The organism is Sphingomonas sp. RIT328, assembly GCF_000632225.1.
In the GTDB taxonomy this organism is placed as follows: domain Bacteria; phylum Pseudomonadota; class Alphaproteobacteria; order Sphingomonadales; family Sphingomonadaceae; genus Sphingomonas; species Sphingomonas kyungheensis.
This window is the reverse complement of sequence record NZ_JFYV01000015.1, coordinates 53,571-71,108: the sequence shown is the minus strand read 5'-3', so window position 1 is coordinate 71,108 and position 17,538 is coordinate 53,571. Positions and strand designations below refer to the sequence as shown.

Genomic DNA, 17,538 nt, shown 5'->3' with positions numbered 1-17,538 from the left:
ACCGCCTTGGAGGTCGCATGACACTCGCTTTCGCTCGCGCGCCTGCGCGCGTTTCGTCAACCGACGCCCCCGCCGGGGCGCTGCCGATCGGGTGCGGCCGTGGCCGGGTCTGAGGCACGCGCGCTCCATCGCATCGGTTTCCTCGGCTTCAGCCCACGACGGCTGGGGGCGACGCTCGGCTGGTCCGATCTTGCGGTCTTCGCGATCCTCGCGGCGGTGGCGGTCGGAACGGTATCGGGCGTACGCGACGCGGTCGAGCCGCTCAGCCGGCTGCGCGTCGAACCCATCACGCTCGATGCCGCCGCGCTGCCGCGCTACGCGCTGCTGACCACGCTGCGGCTGTTCGCCGCGCTCGCCGCCTCGTTCGTCTTCACGCTCGTCGCCGCCACCGCCGCCGCCAAGAGCCGCCGTGCCGAGCTGGTCATCATCCCCGCGCTCGACATCCTGCAATCGGTGCCGGTGCTCGGCTTCATGACCTTCACCGTCACCGCCTTCATGGGGCTCTTCCCCGGCAGCCGCGTCGGCGTCGAGTGCGCGGCGATCTTCGCGATCTTCACCAGCCAGGCGTGGAACATGGCGTTCAGCCTCTACCAGTCGCTGCGCCAGGTGCCGGGCGACCTGGAGGAAGTGGCGCGCGGCTTCGGCCTGTCGCCGCTGCGCAAGCTGCTGCGCATCGAATGGCCCTTCGCCGCGCCCGGCCTCGTCTGGAATGCGATGATGTCGATGTCGGGCGGCTGGTTCTTCGTCGTCGCGTCGGAGGCGATCAGCGTCGGCCGTACGCAGGTGATGCTGCCCGGCATCGGCTCGTGGCTCGCGGTGGCGATCGACCGGCGCGATCTCGGCGCGGTGGCGCTGGCGGTGGCGGCGATGGCGATCGTCATCCTGCTCTACGATCAGCTCGTTTTCCGCCCGGTGATCGCCTGGGCGGACCGCTTCCGCGTCGAACAGACCGCGAGCGGCGATCCGCCGCGCTCCTGGGTGTTCGACCTGTTCCGCCGCGCGCGGCTGCTCCCCCCGCTGACCGCGCCGTTCCGCGGCATCGCCGCGCTCGTCGCGCTCGCCGAGCCGGCGCCGCGGCTGATGGTCCAGCATCGTCGCTTCACCACCAGCGCCGCGGCGCGTCCGCTCGGGCTGCGGCTATGGACGGGGCTGGTGCTGATCGCCGCATCCGCCGCCGCCGTCTATGCGGTGCGCTTCCTCGGCACGACGCTGACGCTCGCCGATGCCTGGACCGCCTTCGGATCGGGTCTGCTGACGCTGCTGCGCGTCGTCGTGCTGATCGCCATCGCCAGCCTGATCTGGGTGCCGATCGGCGTCTGGATCGGCCTGCGCCCGCGCTGGACCGCGCGCGTCCAGCCGATCGCGCAATTCCTCGCCGCCTTCCCCGCCAACGTGCTCTTCCCGATCGCGGTGGTGGCGATCGTCCGCTGGCATGCCGATCCCGACGTCTGGCTGTCGCCGCTGATGGTGCTCGGCACGCAATGGTACATCCTGTTCAACGTCATCGCCGGCGCGAGCGCGATCCCCAACGACCTGCTCGAGGCGCACCGGATGTTCGGGGTGCGCGGGCTGCTCTGGTGGCGGCGGCTGATCCTGCCGGGCATCTTCCCCTATTACATCACCGGCGCGCTCACCGCGTCGGGCGGATCGTGGAACGCCAGCATCGTCGCCGAAGCGGTATCGTGGGGCGACACCCACCTGCGCGCGCGCGGCCTCGGCAGCTATATCGCCGATGCGACCGCGGCGGGGGACGGTGCGCGCGTCCTCCTCGGCATCATGGTGATGTCGGTGTTCGTCATCGCAATCAACCGCCTGCTGTTCCGACCGCTCTACCGTATCGCCGAACGCCGGCTGCGCCTGTCGTGAAGGAGCCCCTGCGCATGAATCCCGTCGTCACCATCTCCGGACTGGGTCACAGCTATGGCGGCGCCGAGGGTGGCGCGCCGATCCTCGACGATGTCGCGCTCGAGGTGCGCGAGGGCGAGGTGGTCGGCCTGCTCGGCCGCTCGGGTTCGGGCAAGTCGACGCTGCTCCGCTCGATCGCCGGGCTGGTCGAGCCCAGCCGCGGCGAGCTGCGCTTCGTTCCCGACGCCGCGGGCAAGCCGCGCTCGGTCGCGATGGTCTTCCAGTCCTTCGCGCTGATGCCCTGGCTGACCGTGCTGCAGAACGTCGAGCTCGGGCTGGAGGCGCAGCACGTCCCCGCCGACGAACGCCGCCGCCGCGCGATCGCCGCGATCGACCTGATCGGCCTCGACGGCTTCGAGAATGCATTTCCCAAGGAGCTGTCGGGCGGCATGCGCCAGCGCGTCGGCCTCGCCCGCGCGCTGGTGGTCGAGCCGTCGCTGTTGCTGATGGACGAACCCTTTTCCGCGCTCGACGTGCTCACCGCCGAAACGCTGCGCAGCGACCTGATCGAATTGTGGGGCGAAGGACAGCTTGGCATCGCCTCGATCCTGATCGTCACGCACAATATCGAGGAAGCGGTGCTGATGTGCGACCGTATCCTCGTCCTCTCTTCCAACCCCGGCCGGATCGCGGCGGAGTTCCGGGTCGACCTGCCGCAGCCGCGCGACCGGCTCGATCCGCGCTTCCGCGATCTCGTCGAGCAGATCTATGCGCGGATGACGCAGCGCGCTGCGGCGCCGGCGCTGCCGGTCGATCATGGCCTCGACCGGCCGCTGCCCGAGGTGTCGGTCAACAGCCTCGCCGGGTTGATCGAAGAGGTCGAGGCGCCGCCCTTCTCGGGCCGCGCGCCGCTGTCGACGCTCGCCGACACGTTGCAGCTCGAGATCAACGAGCTGTTCCCGATCATCGAGACGTTGCAGATGCTCCACTTCCTCGACGTCGATGACGGCGATGCCGTGCTGACCGAGCGCGGTGCGGCCTTCGCGCAGCAGGGCGTCGATCAGCGCAAGGCCAATTTCCGCCGCACGCTGGAGCAGCACGTCCGCCTCGCCAGCCATATCCGCAAGGTGCTCGACGAGCGCCGCTCGCATCAGGCCCCGGCGCGGCGCTTCCGCGACGAACTGGAGGATCATATGTCGCCGGACTTCGCCGCGACCACCTTGCGCGCGGTGATCGAATGGGGCCGCTATGCCGAATTGTTCGCCTTCGACGATGACGAGGATCAGTTCTCGCTCGAGGACCCGGCCTGACCGGTCGCGGCATAACTAAGGTTTGACATAGGTTTAGTCCCCCGCCACGCGAGCGCGTGAGGGAGAGGACATGGGCACGGTCGACATCGCCGGACTGACCAAAAGGTTCGACCAGTCGGTCGCGCTTCACCCCACCGACCTGCACGTCGAACAGGGCGAGTTTCTCGTCCTCGTCGGACCATCGGGCTGCGGCAAGTCGACGCTGCTGCGGATGATTGCAGGTCTCGAACAGCCGAGCGCCGGGCGGATCGCGATCGGCGGCCGCGACGTCACCGATGCCGCGCCGTCCGACCGCGGCGTCGCGATGGTGTTCCAATCCTATGCGCTCTACCCGCAGATGACCGTCGCGCAGAATATCGGCTTCCCGCTCAAGGTCGCGGGCGTCGCCAAGGCGGAGATCGCGACGCGCGTCGCCGCGGTCGCCGAGATGCTCGACCTCGTCGCGCTGCTCGATCGCAAGCCGCGCGCGCTGTCCGGCGGCCAGCGGCAGCGCGTCTCGATCGCGCGCGCGATCGTCCGCAGGCCGCGCGTGCTGCTGCTCGACGAGCCGCTCTCCAACCTCGACACCGCGCTGCGCGCGCGGATGCGGCACGAATTCGCCCGGCTCCACCAGCAGCTCGGCGCGACGATGATCTACGTCACCCACGACCAGCTCGAGGCGATGACGCTCGCCAACCGCATCGTCGTGATGAGCGCAGGCCGGGTCGAGCAGGTCGGCGCGCCGATCGACGTCTACCGCCGGCCCGCCAGCCTCGCGGTCGCCGCGGCGATCGGCTCGCCGGGCATGAACCTGCTGCCGGTGACGATCGTCGAGGCCAGCGACGCGGGCGCGCGCGTCCGCCTGCCCGATGGCGGCGTGGTGCAGACCGATGCGCAAGTTCCCGCCGCCGCGACCGGCGCGACGGCGACGCTCGGTGTCCGCCCGGAGCATCTCGTCGCCGCGGCGGACGGCCCGTTCGCCGGGGCGGTCGAGCTGTTCGAGCGGCTCGGGCCGTTATCCTTCGCGCATCTCGGCGCGCAGGGCGCGGTCGGCACGATCGTCGCGCAACTGCCCGGCGACCGCGCCGTCGCCCTCGGCGAGACGCTGCGCTTCACCGTCGCGCCGGTCGACACGCATCTGTTCGACGGCGACGGCCGCGCCTATCCCTTGATGCTGCCGCCGAGCAGCCCGGTCAGGTAATAACGCTGCAGCGCAAGAAAGAGCAGCAGCACCGGCATCGTCGTCACCACCGCCGCCGCCATCATCAGCTCGCCGTCCGCGGCATGTTCGCGTCCGATCGCCGCGATCGCCACCGGCAGCGTATAGAGATGCTGGTCGGCGAGCACGATCAGCGGCCAGAGGAAGTCGTTCCAGCTGCCGAGGAACAGGAACAGCGCCAGCGTCACCACGATCGGGGTGAGCAGCGGCAGCACGATGCTGACGAAGATCCGCACCTCGCCCGCGCCGTCGATCCGCGCCGCGTCGATCATCTCGTCGGGAATGGCGAGCGTCGCCTGGCGGACGAACAGGATCGCGAATATCCCGGCGAGGCTCGGCAGGATGACGCCGGCATAGCTGTTGACCAGCCCCAACTCCTTGAAGATCAGGAACAGCGGCAGCATCGCCACCTGCCCTGGCACGATCAGCGAGCCGATCAGGATCTGGAGCAGCCGCGCCCGCCCGCGGAAGCGCAGCTTGGCGAAGGCATAGCCCGCCGGGACGGTGAGCAGCAGCCCCAGCGCGGTGGCGATCGCGGCGATGGCGAGGCTGTTCACCAGCGCGGGCACGATGCGGTAATCGAACCACGCGCCGTCGATCGACCGCCGTACCAGCAGCTCGTAATAATTCTCGCCCGACCAGTGCGACGGCCACAGCGGCGTCGGCAGCGTCGTCGACTCGCCGCGCGGCATGAACGAGACGACGACCATGTAGAGCAGGGGCGCGATCGTCAGCGCGGTGATCGCCGCGACGAGCGCGGTCGACAGCAGCGGGCGCAGGCGTCTCACAGCCATTCGTAGCGCCTGCCGATCCGCGTCTGCACCAATGTCACCGCAAGGATCATCAGGAACAGGATGAAGGCGACCGCGCTCGCCTGGCCGAGGTTCCACCATTTGAAGCCCTCGTCGAACATGAAATACAGCACCGTCGTCGTGCTCTGCGCCGGGCCGCCCTGCGTCATCACATAGGGTTCGGCGAAGATCTGCAGGAAACCGGCGACGCTCATCACCGTGGCGAGCAGCAATGTCGGCCCGATCGCCGGCAGCGTGACGTGGCGGAACCGCCCCCACCGCCCTGCCCCGTCGAGCCGCGCCGCCTCGATCAGCTCGCCCGGCACCGCCGACAGCGCCGCGGTGAAGACGATCATATTGTAGCCGAAGATCTTCCACGTCACGAAGATCAGGATCGCCGGGATCGACAGATGCGGATCGCCGAGCCAGTCGACGGGCGCGATGCCGATCGCGCCGAGCGCGCGGTTGATCAGCCCGAAGCGCTCGTTGAACAGGATGCGCCAGACCACCGCGGTGGCGACGACGCTGGTGACATAGGGTGCGAACAGCAGCACGCGCCACAATGGCTTCCACCGCACCGTGACATCGTCGAGCAGCAGGGCGGTGAACAGCGAGGTGCCGATCGCCATCGGCACGCCGATCCCGGCGAACAGCATTGTGTTGCCCAGCGCGCGCCAGAACAAAGGCGTCGAGAGCAACTCGGTGAAATTGCCCAGCCCGACGAAGCGCAGGTTCGACCAGTCGGCGAGCGCGTAGATCGAATAATCGGTCACCGACAGGGCCAACGCCAAGCTGGTCGGCAGCACGAAGACGAGCGCGATGATCGCCAGCACCGGCGCGGTGAACAGCCAGGCGGCCCGCTCCTGCCGCGTCATGCGATCGCCCCGGCATCGAGCAGCGCGCGGCGCTTGGCGAGCAGCCGGTCGACCCGGTCGTCGAGCGCGGCGAGCGCGGCGTCCATCGTCTGCACGCCGCGGACGATGCGTTCGGCGGCATATTGGATCTCGATCTGGATACGCTCCCATTCGATCACCGGCGGCAGCGTTGCGGGCTGGTGCATCTGTTCGGCAAAGGGTCGCAGCACCGCCGTCGCGAGTTGTGGCGACTGGTAGGCGTCGATCCGCGCCGGCAGGTTGCCGATCAGCCGCTGATAGCGCAGCTCGCTCGGGATCGAGGTGAGGTGGCGGACCAGCGCCCAGGCCGCATCCGGCCGGCGCGTCTGCGTCGAGACGCACAGGCTGGAGGCGAGGCCCGACACCGCGCCGGGGCCGTCGGGGGCCGGCAGGCGCGCGGTCGACCAGCGCTCGCGCGGCAGGATATCAGCACGGCGGGTGAAATCGACCAGCGTCGTCGGCCCGCTCGGCCAGACCGCGCAATAGCCGGCGGCAAAGGCGGCGACCGGGTCCTGTATCTCGGTGGACAAGGCCATCGGCGCATAGCCGTCGGTGTAGAGCGAGACATAATAAGCGAAGGCTGCCCGCGCCTCCGGCGTCTGGAAGGCGCCGCGCGTATCGCGGTCGCGCAGCATCGTCGCGCCCGCCTGCACCAGCATGGTGATCAGCGCGGTCGGCCAGTTGAGCAGCATCAGGAAGACGTAGTCGTCGGGCCGCCGGCGCTTGACCGCTTTGGCCATCGCCCGCCAGCCCGCCCAGTCGCTCGGCGCCGCGTCCCATCCCGCCGCGGCGAGGATGTCGCGGCGGTAGAATTGCACCTGCGGCGCGACCGACCAGGGCACTGCAAAGTCGCGCCCGGCGACGCGTGTCGACGCGAGGATACCCGGCACCATCTGCGCGAGCAGCGCCGGCCGCGTCACCGGCGCGATCGCACCGATCGTCGCGAATTCATGCACCCAGCTGTTGAACAGCATCAGCACGTCGGGGAGCGCGCCGCCGGCGAAGGCGGTGAGCAGCTTTTCATGGCTCGCCGTGGTCGGCAGCGACTGGACCTCGACATCGAGCCCGGTCGCGGCGGTGAAGGCGGGGATCAGCAGCGGCGAATAATCGCCTTCGTAACTCATCGCCCATAAGGACAGCGGCCGGTGGTCGGCGCGGGCCTGACAGCCGGCGAGGCCGATCACCGGAACCGCCGAGAGCATCGCCCTGCGCGTCCACCCGCCCTCGCTGATCCCCGCTCCCATCCCCGCGACGATGGCGCATCCGTCGCCGCCGCACCACCCGTACAAGCGGGTAAAGCGCTAGGATCATGACTGTTTTTTCTACTAGCGGCGGCATGTCCGATTGTGTCGGCCTGTAACATGGCCGTACAACATAGGTGACGAGACGCCGGCGGGGGCCCGAGCCGGCACACAGGGAGAAGAGTATGTCGCGTTTCCATCGCAGCCGCTGGCTGCTGTCCGGCGCGGCCATGCTCGTCGCCCCGCTCGCCCAGGCGCAGCAGGCCGCTCCCGCTGCCGAACCCGCACAGGCGACTCCGGCGGAGGCAGACGCCCCGGCGGCGGATATCGTCGTCACCGGGTCACGCATCCAGCGGCCCGATTATGCCGCGCCCAATCCGATCGTCTCGTTCGGCGCCGCCGATCTGCAGCAATCGGGCAATACCAACGTCACCACCTTCCTCCAGCGGGTTCCGGCGCTCACCAACTCGCTCGACAACACGCGTACCGCCGGCAGCAATCAGGCGGACGGCAGCTTCGGGCAGGTCGGCCTCAACCTGCTCGACCTGCGCGGGCTCGGCCCCAACCGGACGCTGGTGCTGGTCAACGGCCGCCGGCATGTCGCCGGTCAGCCGGACACCGCCGCGGTCGACATCAACGCGATCCCGACCGACCTGATCGACCGCGTCGACGTGCTCACCGGCGCCGCCTCCGCCGTCTACGGCGCCGATGGCGTGTCGGGCGTCGTCAATTTCGTGATGAAGCGCGATTTCGACGGCATCGCCGCGCGTTCGCAATTCGGCATCTCGCAGCGCGGCGACGCCGCCAACCGCTTCGCCTCGATCGTCGCCGGGCGCAACTTCGCCGACGGTCGCGCCAACGTCACCCTCGCCTACGAATATAACGCCGACCAGCCGCTCGCCAACGACAGCCGCAGCTATCTCGCCGCCGGTCAGCGCCGCTATTTCGTCAATGTCGACAATTATACACCGGGGGTCGCGGGCAGCTACCAGAAGGCGCCGCTCGGCGACCTTCGCTATCCGTACAGCTCGAACCAGGGTATCGTCTACATCGGCGACCAAACGTTCCGGGGCGACGGCGCGGTCTACACGCCGGGCCGGTATTTGCAGAACGACGGTTATAGCATCGGCGGCGACGACACTCCGGTCGCCGGCTATATCGGCGACATCTATCCCCGCACCCGCCGCCATGCGGTGAACGCGCTGGCGCATTACGATGCCTCCGACGCGTTCAAGATCAGCCTGGAGGGCAAGTTCGTCCAGTCGACGATCACCAGCTTCAGCGGCTATGGCGGCAATTATCCGGCGACGATCGCGCTCGACAACCCCTCTATCCCAGCGAGCATCCTTGCCGCGGCACAGGCGGCGGGGCTGACCTCGGTCGACGTCAACCGCAACAATTTCGACATCCCGCGCCGCGGCGAAACCGACCGGCGCCGGACCTATCGCGGTGTCGTCGCGGTCACCGGCCGGATCAACGATCATAGCAGCTACGACGTGTCGTACACTTATGGTCAGACCGACGTCCGCGCGACCAAGCTCAACGACCGGCTCAACAGCCGCTTCCTTGAAGCGCTCGACGCGGTGCGCGGGCCGAACAACACGATCGTCTGCCGCTCGGCCGCGGCGCAGGCGGCGGGCTGCGTGCCGGTCAACACCTTCGGCGGCAACACCGTCGATCCGGCGTCCTACGCCTATTATATCGACAATCCGGTCAGCGACGCGCGGATCACCCAGCAGGTCGCCAACGCCTCGGTCACCGGCGACTTCGGCCAGTTGTTCGAACTGCCCGGCGGGCCGGTCGCCTTCGCCGTCGGGGGCGAATACCGGCGCGAGACGAGCCGCTTCACGCCGTCGCAATCGCTGGTCGACAATCTCTATTATCAATACGACGAATATATCATCCCGACGCCGTCGTCGGGCAAATTCGACGTGTGGGAGGCGTTCGGCGAGCTCAACGCGCCGCTGATCAAGGACAAGCCGTTCTTTCACCTGCTGTCGGTCGGGGCGGCAGGGCGCTATTCGGACTATTCGACGGTCGGCTCGACGCGCGCCTATCAGTTCAACGGCATCTGGGCGCCGATCCGCGCGATCAGCTTCCGCGGCTCCTACGGCCAATCGGTCCGCGCGCCCAATATCGGCGAGCTGTTCCGCCCGGCAACCGGGTCGAGCGCCTTCTTCTCCGATCCCTGCTATATCGGCAACCGCAATGCCGGCAGCAGCAGCCGTGCCGCCAATTGCGTCGCGCTGATCAACAGCCTCGGCGGCAATCCGGCGACCTTCACCGCGCAGAACAATCCCAATGCGACGATCTTCATCCCCGGCACGGTCTCGGGCAACGCCAATCTGAAGGCGGAGATCGCGCGGACATGGACCGCGGGCATCGTGCTGCGCCCCGATTTCATCCCCAATCTGTCGATCGGCGTCGACTGGTACGACATCCGTCTGCGCGATGCGATCAACAACCCGGACGGCGGCGCCGCCAACAGCATCGCCGCGCTCTGCGTCGACCAGCCGTCGCTCGACAACGCCTTCTGCGGCCAGATCAGCCGGCAGACCGGCACGGGCTTCATCAACGGCTATACGATCAGCCCGCAGAACGTCTCGGCGTTCCGCACCTCGGGCGCCGAGCTCAACATCGCCTATCGCGTCACCACGGCGAGCGCCGGCACCTTCGACCTGCGCCTGGTCGGCGGCTATCTTCATAAGCTCGAACAGATCGCCACGCCGGGCGCGCAGGCGGAGGACAATGTCGACCAGCCCTTCCGCCCGCAGTGGAATGCGACGCTGTCGCCGACCTGGATCAACGGCGCGTTCACCCTGAGCTACAATCTGCGCTGGCAGGACGCCGTCCGCCGCTTCACCCGCTTCGAGACCGACGGCAATCCGACCTATGTCGATCCGCGCTACTTCCGCCATGCGGCGCTGTGGCAGCACGATATCCAGGGGCAGGTCGAGGTCGGACGCAATTTCGCCTTCTACGGCGGCGTCAACAATGTCACCGACCAGAAGCCCGATATCGGCTTCGAGACCAACGTGCCGATCTCGCCGGTCGGCCGCTATTTCTACGCGGGCGCCAAGGTCCGGTTCGGCGGCCGCTGACGCGGACCGGCCCCTTTGCCGCGGCAGTGAAATCGGGCATGGGACGGCGATGCTCCATGCTTCATCGTGTTTCGCGCCGTTCGCGGCGTATGACGTCGTTATCCCGTGCCACAATCGCGCGCATGTCGTGGCCGACGCGGTCGCCAGCGTCCTCGCGCAGGATCACCCGCCGCAGCGCGTCATCGTCGTCGACGACGGCTCGTCCGACGACAGCGCCACGATGATCCGCGCGCTCGCGGCGCAGCATGATGCGGTGGTGGCGATGATCCTGCCGCGCAACGTCGGCGCATCGCAGGCGCGCAACAGCGGCGCGGCGCTGGCGCGCGCCGACTGGATCGCCTTCCTCGACAGCGACGACATCTGGCTGCCGGGCGCGGCACGGTCGCTGCTGAGCGGCGCGGCCGGAGGCCATGATATCGTGGTCGGGCACTTCGCGCGAATCGAAGGCGACGGCGCGCCGCAGCCGCCCGAATGCGGCTGGGACGGGGCGAGCATCCGGGCCGGCCTCGCCAGCGGCGGGGTGATCGGACCGAGCTGGTCGATCGTCCGCCGCGCGATCGTCGAGCGGGTCGACGGCTTCGACCCGAGCTTCCACAATTGCAACGACTGGGACTTCTACACCCGCGCCGCGGCGGCGGGCGCGCGCTTCGTCCGCATCGACGCCTGTGTAGCGCTCTATCGTACCGTGCCGGGTAGCCGGCTCGTCAACGATACCGCGATCGGCGCCCGCAACGCCGCCCGCGTTCTCGCCCATCCCTATCTCGTCGAGGTGGCGGCCTAAGCTGCGGCGTCCTCGACGCGATAGTGGATCGGCTTGAACGATCCGCCGTTCGATGCCGGCGCCGAACAGGCGGTGAGGCCGATCACCAGATCCATCGCCGCGACGAAGACGATCCGGTCGCCGGCGCGGCTGACCGGCGGCAGCACCGACAGCCGCCCGCCGGCGTCGACGGGCACGTTCATGAAGCAGTTGAAGGCGACCGGTATCTGGTCCGGCACCACGCCATAGGGCGCCAGCGCCTCGGCAAGGTTGCCGAAACAGCCGCGATGCCGCGGCAGGTCCGGGTAGAAATGGTCGAAGGTCGCATAGGAGCAGGGCGTCAGCAGGAAGTCGTGCACGCCAACGCTATCCTCGACGATCTCAAGCATCACGTTCGATCGGTTCGAATAGAGCCTGTGCCCGGTGGTCAGCCGGATCGTCTCGGCATAATCGAGCGTCCGTCCCGACGACAGCACCTCGCCGAGGTCGGCCGCGTTGAACGCGAGCAGATCGGCCACCTGACAACCGCGCGGGTCGATCACAGTCAGCCGCTGCCCGGCCTTGAGCGGAAAACCGACGCCGCTGCGCTCGGCGATCTCGTGCACCGCGCCGCTCATTCGCCGGCATACCGGAACGGGCAGCGCCAGTCACCGTCGACGGCGCGGCCGCTATATTGCCGCGCCTCGCTCATCTCGCCGTGGCGCGACAGCATCGGATTGCGCGAACCGGCGAGCGTCTCGTCACGGACCATGATCTTCTCGCGCATCGTCTCATAGCGTCCCTGCGCGCGCAGCGTCTCGAACTGGTCGTGGAGGTTGAAGATCATCGTCGGGCGCGCAAAGCGGCGGGCCGGGCGGCTGGCATGCGGATGCAGCCCGACGACGAAGAAGGCCTCGCCACCGAACGACAGAGAGAAATGCGGATTGGCGGGATCGGGACTGACGCGCTCGTCCCATTCCTGCCCCAGCCAGACGTCCTTGTCGGACAGCGACTGGATACGCTGCCAGATCGCCTGTTCGAACGCCTCTTCGGTGAGGTCGTCGGGTCCCGAGAAGACGACCGCGAAACTGCGGAACAGCGACGGTTCGGCGCGATAGCGCGCGGCGAAGCAGCGCAGCCGCTCATGGATACGCAGATCATCCCAGGCGCTGGCGATATCGCGTGCGCCAAGCACGTCGAGCGTCCCCTTGGCCAGCGCGGCCTTGGCCCCGACGCAGGGAAAGCCGTGGTCGGCGATATAATCCGACAGCATCGTCTTGGCCTCGTCCTCATGCGGATCCGCCCAATTGAACATCGATTTCGAGGGTAGCATGGGTAGGAAACGACCCGGCGGAGGGCAGCGTTCCGGGATTCCGCCGCCGACTTGATCCGCCTCAATGCGAAAGACTGGAGGGATGACCGGCATGTCCGTACAGCCCCGGCTGCATCAGACCGGGACGGATCGCGCCGGGGTCGTCACGGGATCCGCCGCCCCCGCCTCGAACCACGGCGTCACCAGCAGGTGCGGCATCGCCAGCGCCGCGATGGCTGCGAACAGCGGCCGGACACCGCTATCATCCCACCGCCAGACGATCCCGCCGATCAGCAGCACCAGCAACATCGCCGCGCCGAGCACCGGCGCGATCGCGCGGAGATAGGATTGCGCCGTCATGCATCCGATCCGCTCGCACCGTTGCCACGTCTGCGGCAGCGCATGCAGGATCAGGAAGCCGAGCGAGAAGCCGATCAGCGGCGGCAGCAGCAGCAGCGCCGCCGTTCCCGCGAACAGCCGGGGGTCGCGCCGCACGATGGCGAGCGCCAGCAATCCGGCCGCGGCGATCCCGCCGAGCCACGTCAACCCGGTGACCAGACCGGGCAGCATTGCCGGCGTAATGCCGCCATGCTGCAGGATCACCGTCAGCGAAGCGGCGTGCAGCGTCGCCGGGGTGGCGATCAGGCTCACGCCGCGCGCCACCCGCTCCACCCACGTCCCCTCCGGTGCGTCCTCCATCGCGAAGTGGATCGCCGAGGCGAGCAGGAAGGCCGGCAGGGCCACCGCCGGATCGGCGATCCACCAGCCGAGGCAGATCAGGCAGACTAGGCCATAACAGGCGAGAAACAGCGGGCGCCGCCGCGGTGCGACGATCGCCAGATCGCTCGCCCCGTGCGCCATGCCGATGACGCCGATCGCGACGCCCGCAAAGGCGAGTTGCAGCAGCAGCGGTCCGCATGCGGCGACCACCGCCGCGACGGTGAGCGCGCTCCAGCCGATCGCCGGAGCGCGCCCGCTCACCACCGGTCGCCGCGCGAGTCGGCGTGCTGTGCCAGCGCCTTTTCGAGATTGCTCGCCGCGTAGAAGGCGTAAACCACCTTGGCGAGCACATCCATGATGAGGATCGCCCAGACCGAGGCGGGATCGCTGATGATCTTCAGCCCCTCCGGCCCGACGAGGAAGACGATCGGATAGAGGAACCAGATCACCGTCAGGAAGGCGAGGTTCTTGTTATAGGCGCCACCCAGCGCCGCGCCGCGTTCCACCGCCTTGGCCCGCAACGGTCCCCACAGCAGATAGAGCACGCTCAGGAAGGCGACGCACGACCAGGCATACCAGACCCATTTGATCAGCGGCGGTCCGGCAAGCGCCGAGACGAGGCCGGTGACGATCATCAGCACGTCGAGCACGATGATCGCAGTCAGGTGGCCGCCGACTTCGCCGGTACGCCCCTGTTCGTGGAAGGCGAGCAGCACCAGCCCGGCGAGCAGGATCGGCGTCGTCACCGACCAGTCGAGATAGCGCGCGACATAGACCGCCGAGCCGTCGACTTTGAGCAATGTGCCGATGCCGAACGCCATCGCCAGATAGGCGGTCGCGGCGATGAACGGCACGCTCGAATGCAGCAACGTATGATGACCCGACGGCGGGGTCTTCTTGCCCGTCGCATAAATCGCCAGCGAGGCGAGCGACATGATGGCGAATCCGAGGAGAAAGGCAGTCTGGTCCATAGGGTGTCATCCCTTGCCGGGAACGACCCAATGTCGACCCAAGCGCATAACGGCGTGTGTGACTTTTTGTGTCCCGATCCTCGAAACTTATCCTGCATCAGCCGGCCAGCCGCGCTCCCGGCTGGTTTCGTCACTAGCGTTCAGGGTGCCTGCCGCCGACCGGCGCGACCCGGTATCACCCGCCGCCGGCGGCCGGCGGCGGGCGATGGTGGCACTCAGGTGGCAATGCCGATCGTCGCGGTCCCGACCAGACCGGCCGATGCCGAACCGGTGATCGTCGGAGTCTGCACCGCGAGCTGCGCGCTGCTGTTGTCTCCGAAGACATTGTCGCTGGCGAGCGTCACCTGCGCGAAATTGGTCTTGCTCGTCGGATAGACGCTGGTGTCCGCGAAGATGGTCGTGCACGTCGCCGCCGGCATCGCCAGCTGTGAGGTCAGCACCGCATATTTGCCGCCGAGCGCGTTGCTGAGGCTCGAGAACACCTCGAAATGCATATGCGGCCAGCGGCCCGAATAGCAGGCGGGGAAGATCGTCGTGAACGTCACCTGCCCGTTGGCGTCGGTCACCTGCACGCCGCGCAGATAGCTCTCCGCGGTCGCGCCCGAATAGAGCGAATAATTGCCGTTGCGGTCGCAATGCCACAGATAGATCGCATAGCCGACGAGCGGGGCGCAGCTCGCATTGACGTTGACCAGGGTCAGCGTGATCGTCAGCTGCACGCCGGTCGCGACCGTGGTGCTCGAAATGAAGCTCGGCCGGATGTCGCTGCGCACGACGCCGCTGACGGTGAGGATGTTCGAGGTCGATCCTCCCGACGTGTTGGTCCCGTCGGCGGGATAGGGACCGGAGGTTTCGGTGGGATCGGCGATACAGGCGGTGCTGGTCGACGTGGCGGTCGGTGTCGGCGTCGCCGTTGCGGTGGCGGTCGGCGTCGGCGTGGCGGTACTGCCGGTGGTGACGGCGACGGTGTCGCTCGAACTGCCGTCGCTGCCGCCGCAGCCGGCGACGAGCGCGGCGGTGCCGACCCCCGCGAACCATTTGAGCGCGCGCCGCCGGGCGACGAGCGCCTCCATCCGTTCGAGGTCTTCGGCGAGGCTGTGGCCGTGGCCGTGGTCGTGATCTTGGTCGTGCTGGAAGGTCATGGCATCCGCTGTCCTGTTGGCGTGGCAGCAGGATGACCGCGCTACCGCACCGCCGTATGTCATCGATCGTAGCAGTGTTGCAGGATGTTGCGCCGGTCAGGCGAGCGGCAGCGTCACCCGCGCGCGGCCGCCGGTCGGGCCGTTCTCCAGCGTCGCGCCGCCGCCGTGCCGCGCCGCGATCGCGCGGACGATCGCGAGGCCGAGGCCCGTGCCGCCGGTGGCACGGTTGCGCGAGGGATCGCCGCGGACGAACGGCTCGAACAACCGCTCGACCGTCGCCGCGTCGATGCCCGCGCCGCGATCGTCGATCGTCACCTCGACCATGCCGGGATCGACTCGCCAGCCGATCGCCGCGGAGCCGCCATAGCGGATCGCATTGTCGATCAGATTGCCGAACAGGCGGCGCAACGCCGCCGAATCACCGCGGATCACCGCACGCGGACCGGGATCGAGCGTCACCGGCATGCCCGCCACCTGCATGTCGTCGGCGAGGCTGTCGAGCAGGCTGCCGAGATCGAGCCGGTCCTGCGCCTGCGCCTCGCTGTCGTCGCGCGCGAAGGCGAGGGCGGTGCGGATCATCGCGCGCATCTCGTCGATATCGGCGGCGGCCCGGTTGCGGGCCTGATCGGGCAGTTGCTCGATCCAGAAGGCGAGCCGGGCGAGCGGCGTGCCGAGATCGTGCGCGATCGCCGCGAGCATCGTCGTCCGCCCCTCGGCATGACCGGCGAGCCGCGCGTGCATCGTCGCGACGGCGCGCGCCAGCTCGCGCACCTCGCGCGATCCGCTGTCGGGCAATGCCGGCAGATGTGCCCCTGCCCGCGCCTGATCGGCAGCGGCGGCAAGGCGGCGGAGCGGCTGCGAGATCGCGCCTGCCAGCCACCAGGCGGGGATCGCCAGCAGCAGGATCGCGACCAACATCGACGCGAGTGTCACCCAATGCCAGCGGCGCAGCAGCGGCGGTTCGACGCTGTCGAGCCGTCGCCAGCGGTCGCCTATCCGCGAAGCGAGGCGATAGTCGCCGAACAGCGCGTCGCCCGGTCCGGGGGCCTGTCCCTCCGCCCGCGTCAGCACGACGACATCGGCCCGCGCCACGCCGAGTTCGCCGGCGAGCGCCGCGGCCAGCCGCGGGTCGGCATGCCATCGCTCGTCCGCGACCGGCGGGGTCGTGGCAATGCTCAGCCGCCAGCGCCTGTCGCCGTCACGGGGCAACCGGCCGGTGCGCAGCGTGCGGGCGATCGACGACAGCGACTGCGGCGCGTCGCGCGGCGGCGGCCCGTTGAAGGTGACGACGAAGAACACCGCCGTGGCGACCAGCACCGAGGCGATGACCAGCGCGAAGATCGATTGGGCGATCGACCGCGCCGGCGCCGCGCGGTCAGCGCTGCTCGACATCGGCGACGAACATATAGCCTTCGTTGCGCACGGTGCGGATCAGATCGTCACCGCCATTGCCGTCGGTCCGGCTGAGCTTGCGGCGCAGGCGGCTGATCTGGACGTCGATGGCGCGATCGAAATGCTCGGCATTCGGGCCGCGCGCGTGGTCGAGCAGGAAGTCGCGGGTCAGCACGCGGCGGGGATGATCGACCAGCGTCATCATCAGCCGCAACTCGCCGTCGGACAGGTTGATCGCGACGCCATCGGGATCGAACAGCAACCGCCCGAGCGGATCGAGCCGCCAGCCGGCGAAACGCTTGAGCGGCCGCGCCGCCACCGCTTCCACCGCGGCGGGACCCGCCTGCCTTCGCAGCACCGATCGGATGCGGGCGAGCAACTCGCGCGGGTTGGCGGGCTTGGCGAGATAATCGTCGGCGCCCATCTCCAGCCCGACGATACGGTCGACCTCCTCGCCGATCACCGACAGGATGATGACCGGCGGCGCGCTGCTGCGGTCGAGCGAGCGCAGGATGGTGAGCCCGTCCTCCCCCGGCATCATCACGTCGAGCACGACGAGCGCATAGCTCTGCCGATCGAGCGCCGCCCGCATCGCCGCGCCGTCCGCCGCGGTATCGACGATATAGCCGTGCGTGGTGAGAAATTCCGCGGTCAGTTCGCGGATGCCCGGATCGTCATCGACAATGAGCAGGCGGGTGTCAGCGGCCATGGGATCAGGGGTCCAGACGGGATCGGCGATGGGAAGCATGTCTAAGGCTGACCGGCGTCTGTGTCGCCGGTTTTGCGATGCTGCAACATCCGGGTACGTTCGGACGGAATCGACAGCGCTACAATCGTTTCCGACGCCGAAGGGGCGTCGGTACAGCGGCGCCCCGGTCGATTG

At 68.6% G+C, this 17,538-nt stretch carries 15 protein-coding genes; 5 read left to right on the top strand and 10 right to left on the bottom strand.

The window, feature by feature from the left end; genetic code table 11:
• The first annotated feature begins 216 nt into the window (after window positions 1–216).
• From BW41_RS08835 to BW41_RS08825, 3 genes are all read left to right on the top strand, one after another.
• Window positions 217–1,866, top strand: coding sequence for an ABC transporter permease (locus BW41_RS08835; RefSeq protein WP_235199707.1), 1,650 nt, complete (start codon window positions 217–219; stop codon window positions 1,864–1,866).
• A gap of 14 nt (window positions 1,867–1,880) precedes the next feature.
• The gene (locus BW41_RS08830; RefSeq protein WP_037533762.1) at window positions 1,881–3,155 is read left to right on the top strand and encodes an ABC transporter ATP-binding protein; all 1,275 of its coding nucleotides are present in this window, start codon (window positions 1,881–1,883) and stop codon (window positions 3,153–3,155) included.
• Window positions 3,156–3,225: 70 nt separating this feature from the next.
• On the top strand, window positions 3,226–4,335 hold the full coding sequence (locus tag BW41_RS08825) for an ABC transporter ATP-binding protein (RefSeq protein WP_037533731.1): 1,110 nt from the start codon (window positions 3,226–3,228) through the stop codon (window positions 4,333–4,335).
• Here BW41_RS08825 and BW41_RS08820 read toward each other — a convergent pair.
• From BW41_RS08820 to BW41_RS08810, 3 genes are read right to left on the bottom strand one after another with little or no spacing between them, the layout of a single operon-like run.
• Window positions 4,296–5,147, bottom strand: coding sequence for a carbohydrate ABC transporter permease (locus BW41_RS08820; protein WP_037533730.1), 852 nt, complete (start codon window positions 5,145–5,147; stop codon window positions 4,296–4,298). The two genes, BW41_RS08825 and BW41_RS08820, sit on opposite strands and share 40 nt — an antisense overlap.
• Entirely contained in the window at window positions 5,138–6,019 is an 882-nt protein-coding gene (locus BW41_RS08815) for a carbohydrate ABC transporter permease (RefSeq protein WP_037533729.1), read from the bottom strand. Before BW41_RS08815 ends, BW41_RS08820 begins: the two co-directional genes overlap by 10 nt.
• On the bottom strand, window positions 6,016–7,239 hold the full coding sequence (locus tag BW41_RS08810) for an extracellular solute-binding protein (RefSeq protein ID WP_051583381.1): 1,224 nt from the start codon (window positions 7,237–7,239) through the stop codon (window positions 6,016–6,018). Before BW41_RS08810 ends, BW41_RS08815 begins: the two co-directional genes overlap by 4 nt.
• A 224-nt stretch (window positions 7,240–7,463) precedes the next feature.
• On the opposite strand from BW41_RS08810, the gene BW41_RS08805 reads away from it, so the two are divergent.
• Both BW41_RS08805 and BW41_RS08800 read left to right on the top strand, forming a co-directional pair.
• Entirely contained in the window at window positions 7,464–10,379 is a 2,916-nt protein-coding gene (locus BW41_RS08805) for a TonB-dependent receptor plug domain-containing protein (RefSeq protein WP_235199705.1), read from the top strand.
• 49 nt (window positions 10,380–10,428) lie between these two features.
• Window positions 10,429–11,160, top strand: coding sequence for a glycosyltransferase family 2 protein (locus BW41_RS08800; protein ID WP_051583380.1), 732 nt, complete (start codon window positions 10,429–10,431; stop codon window positions 11,158–11,160).
• Here BW41_RS08800 and BW41_RS08795 read toward each other — a convergent pair.
• The 7 genes from BW41_RS08795 to BW41_RS08765 all read right to left on the bottom strand — a co-directional run bounded on the left by BW41_RS08795 (window position 11,157) and on the right by BW41_RS08765 (window position 17,364).
• Complete coding sequence (locus BW41_RS08795) at window positions 11,157–11,756, bottom strand: DUF1989 domain-containing protein (RefSeq protein WP_037533727.1); 600 nt, start codon at window positions 11,754–11,756, stop codon at window positions 11,157–11,159. The genes BW41_RS08800 and BW41_RS08795 overlap by 4 nt on opposite strands.
• Window positions 11,753–12,433, bottom strand: coding sequence for a guanitoxin biosynthesis heme-dependent pre-guanitoxin N-hydroxylase GntA (gntA, locus tag BW41_RS08790; protein ID WP_037533725.1), 681 nt, complete (start codon window positions 12,431–12,433; stop codon window positions 11,753–11,755). The genes BW41_RS08795 and gntA overlap by 4 nt, the downstream gene beginning before the upstream one ends.
• Window positions 12,434–12,565: 132 nt before the next feature.
• Entirely contained in the window at window positions 12,566–13,411 is an 846-nt protein-coding gene (locus tag BW41_RS08785) for a Brp/Blh family beta-carotene 15,15'-dioxygenase (protein ID WP_051583386.1), read from the bottom strand.
• Entirely contained in the window at window positions 13,408–14,121 is a 714-nt protein-coding gene (locus BW41_RS08780) for a bacteriorhodopsin (RefSeq protein ID WP_037533723.1), read from the bottom strand. The genes BW41_RS08785 and BW41_RS08780 overlap by 4 nt, the downstream gene beginning before the upstream one ends.
• 215 nt (window positions 14,122–14,336) lie before the next feature.
• Window positions 14,337–15,263, bottom strand: a complete 927-nt coding sequence (locus BW41_RS08775) for a dioxygenase family protein (RefSeq protein WP_037533721.1) — start codon at window positions 15,261–15,263, stop codon at window positions 14,337–14,339.
• 96 nt (window positions 15,264–15,359) lie between these two features.
• Window positions 15,360–16,655: a sensor histidine kinase gene (locus tag BW41_RS08770; protein WP_051583378.1), complete on the bottom strand. Its 1,296-nt coding sequence runs from the start codon at window positions 16,653–16,655 to the stop codon at window positions 15,360–15,362.
• On the bottom strand, window positions 16,639–17,364 hold the full coding sequence (locus BW41_RS08765) for a response regulator (RefSeq protein ID WP_037533719.1): 726 nt from the start codon (window positions 17,362–17,364) through the stop codon (window positions 16,639–16,641). The genes BW41_RS08770 and BW41_RS08765 overlap by 17 nt, the downstream gene beginning before the upstream one ends.
• Window positions 17,365–17,538: the final 174 nt, after the last annotated feature.

What these genes read in the sequence shown, in the direction of transcription:
- BW41_RS08830 (WP_037533762.1), top strand. Translation starts at nt 1,881, where the DNA reads ATGAATCCCGTCGTCACCATCTCCGGACTGGGTCACAGCTATGGCGGC.
- BW41_RS08825 (WP_037533731.1), top strand. Translation starts at nt 3,226, where the DNA reads ATGGGCACGGTCGACATCGCCGGACTGACCAAAAGGTTCGACCAGTCG.
- BW41_RS08820 (WP_037533730.1), bottom strand. Translation starts at nt 5,147, where the DNA reads ATGGCTGTGAGACGCCTGCGCCCGCTGCTGTCGACCGCGCTCGTCGCG.
- BW41_RS08815 (WP_037533729.1), bottom strand. Translation starts at nt 6,019, where the DNA reads ATGACGCGGCAGGAGCGGGCCGCCTGGCTGTTCACCGCGCCGGTGCTG.
- BW41_RS08810 (WP_051583381.1), bottom strand. Translation starts at nt 7,239, where the DNA reads ATGCTCTCGGCGGTTCCGGTGATCGGCCTCGCCGGCTGTCAGGCCCGC.
- BW41_RS08805 (WP_235199705.1), top strand. Translation starts at nt 7,464, where the DNA reads ATGTCGCGTTTCCATCGCAGCCGCTGGCTGCTGTCCGGCGCGGCCATG.
- BW41_RS08800 (WP_051583380.1), top strand. Translation starts at nt 10,429, where the DNA reads ATGCTCCATGCTTCATCGTGTTTCGCGCCGTTCGCGGCGTATGACGTC.
- BW41_RS08795 (WP_037533727.1), bottom strand. Translation starts at nt 11,756, where the DNA reads ATGAGCGGCGCGGTGCACGAGATCGCCGAGCGCAGCGGCGTCGGTTTT.
- gntA (WP_037533725.1), bottom strand. Translation starts at nt 12,433, where the DNA reads ATGTTCAATTGGGCGGATCCGCATGAGGACGAGGCCAAGACGATGCTG.
- BW41_RS08780 (WP_037533723.1), bottom strand. Translation starts at nt 14,121, where the DNA reads ATGGACCAGACTGCCTTTCTCCTCGGATTCGCCATCATGTCGCTCGCC.
- BW41_RS08775 (WP_037533721.1), bottom strand. Translation starts at nt 15,263, where the DNA reads ATGACCTTCCAGCACGACCAAGATCACGACCACGGCCACGGCCACAGC.
- BW41_RS08770 (WP_051583378.1), bottom strand. Translation starts at nt 16,655, where the DNA reads ATGTCGAGCAGCGCTGACCGCGCGGCGCCGGCGCGGTCGATCGCCCAA.
- BW41_RS08765 (WP_037533719.1), bottom strand. Translation starts at nt 17,364, where the DNA reads ATGGCCGCTGACACCCGCCTGCTCATTGTCGATGACGATCCGGGCATC.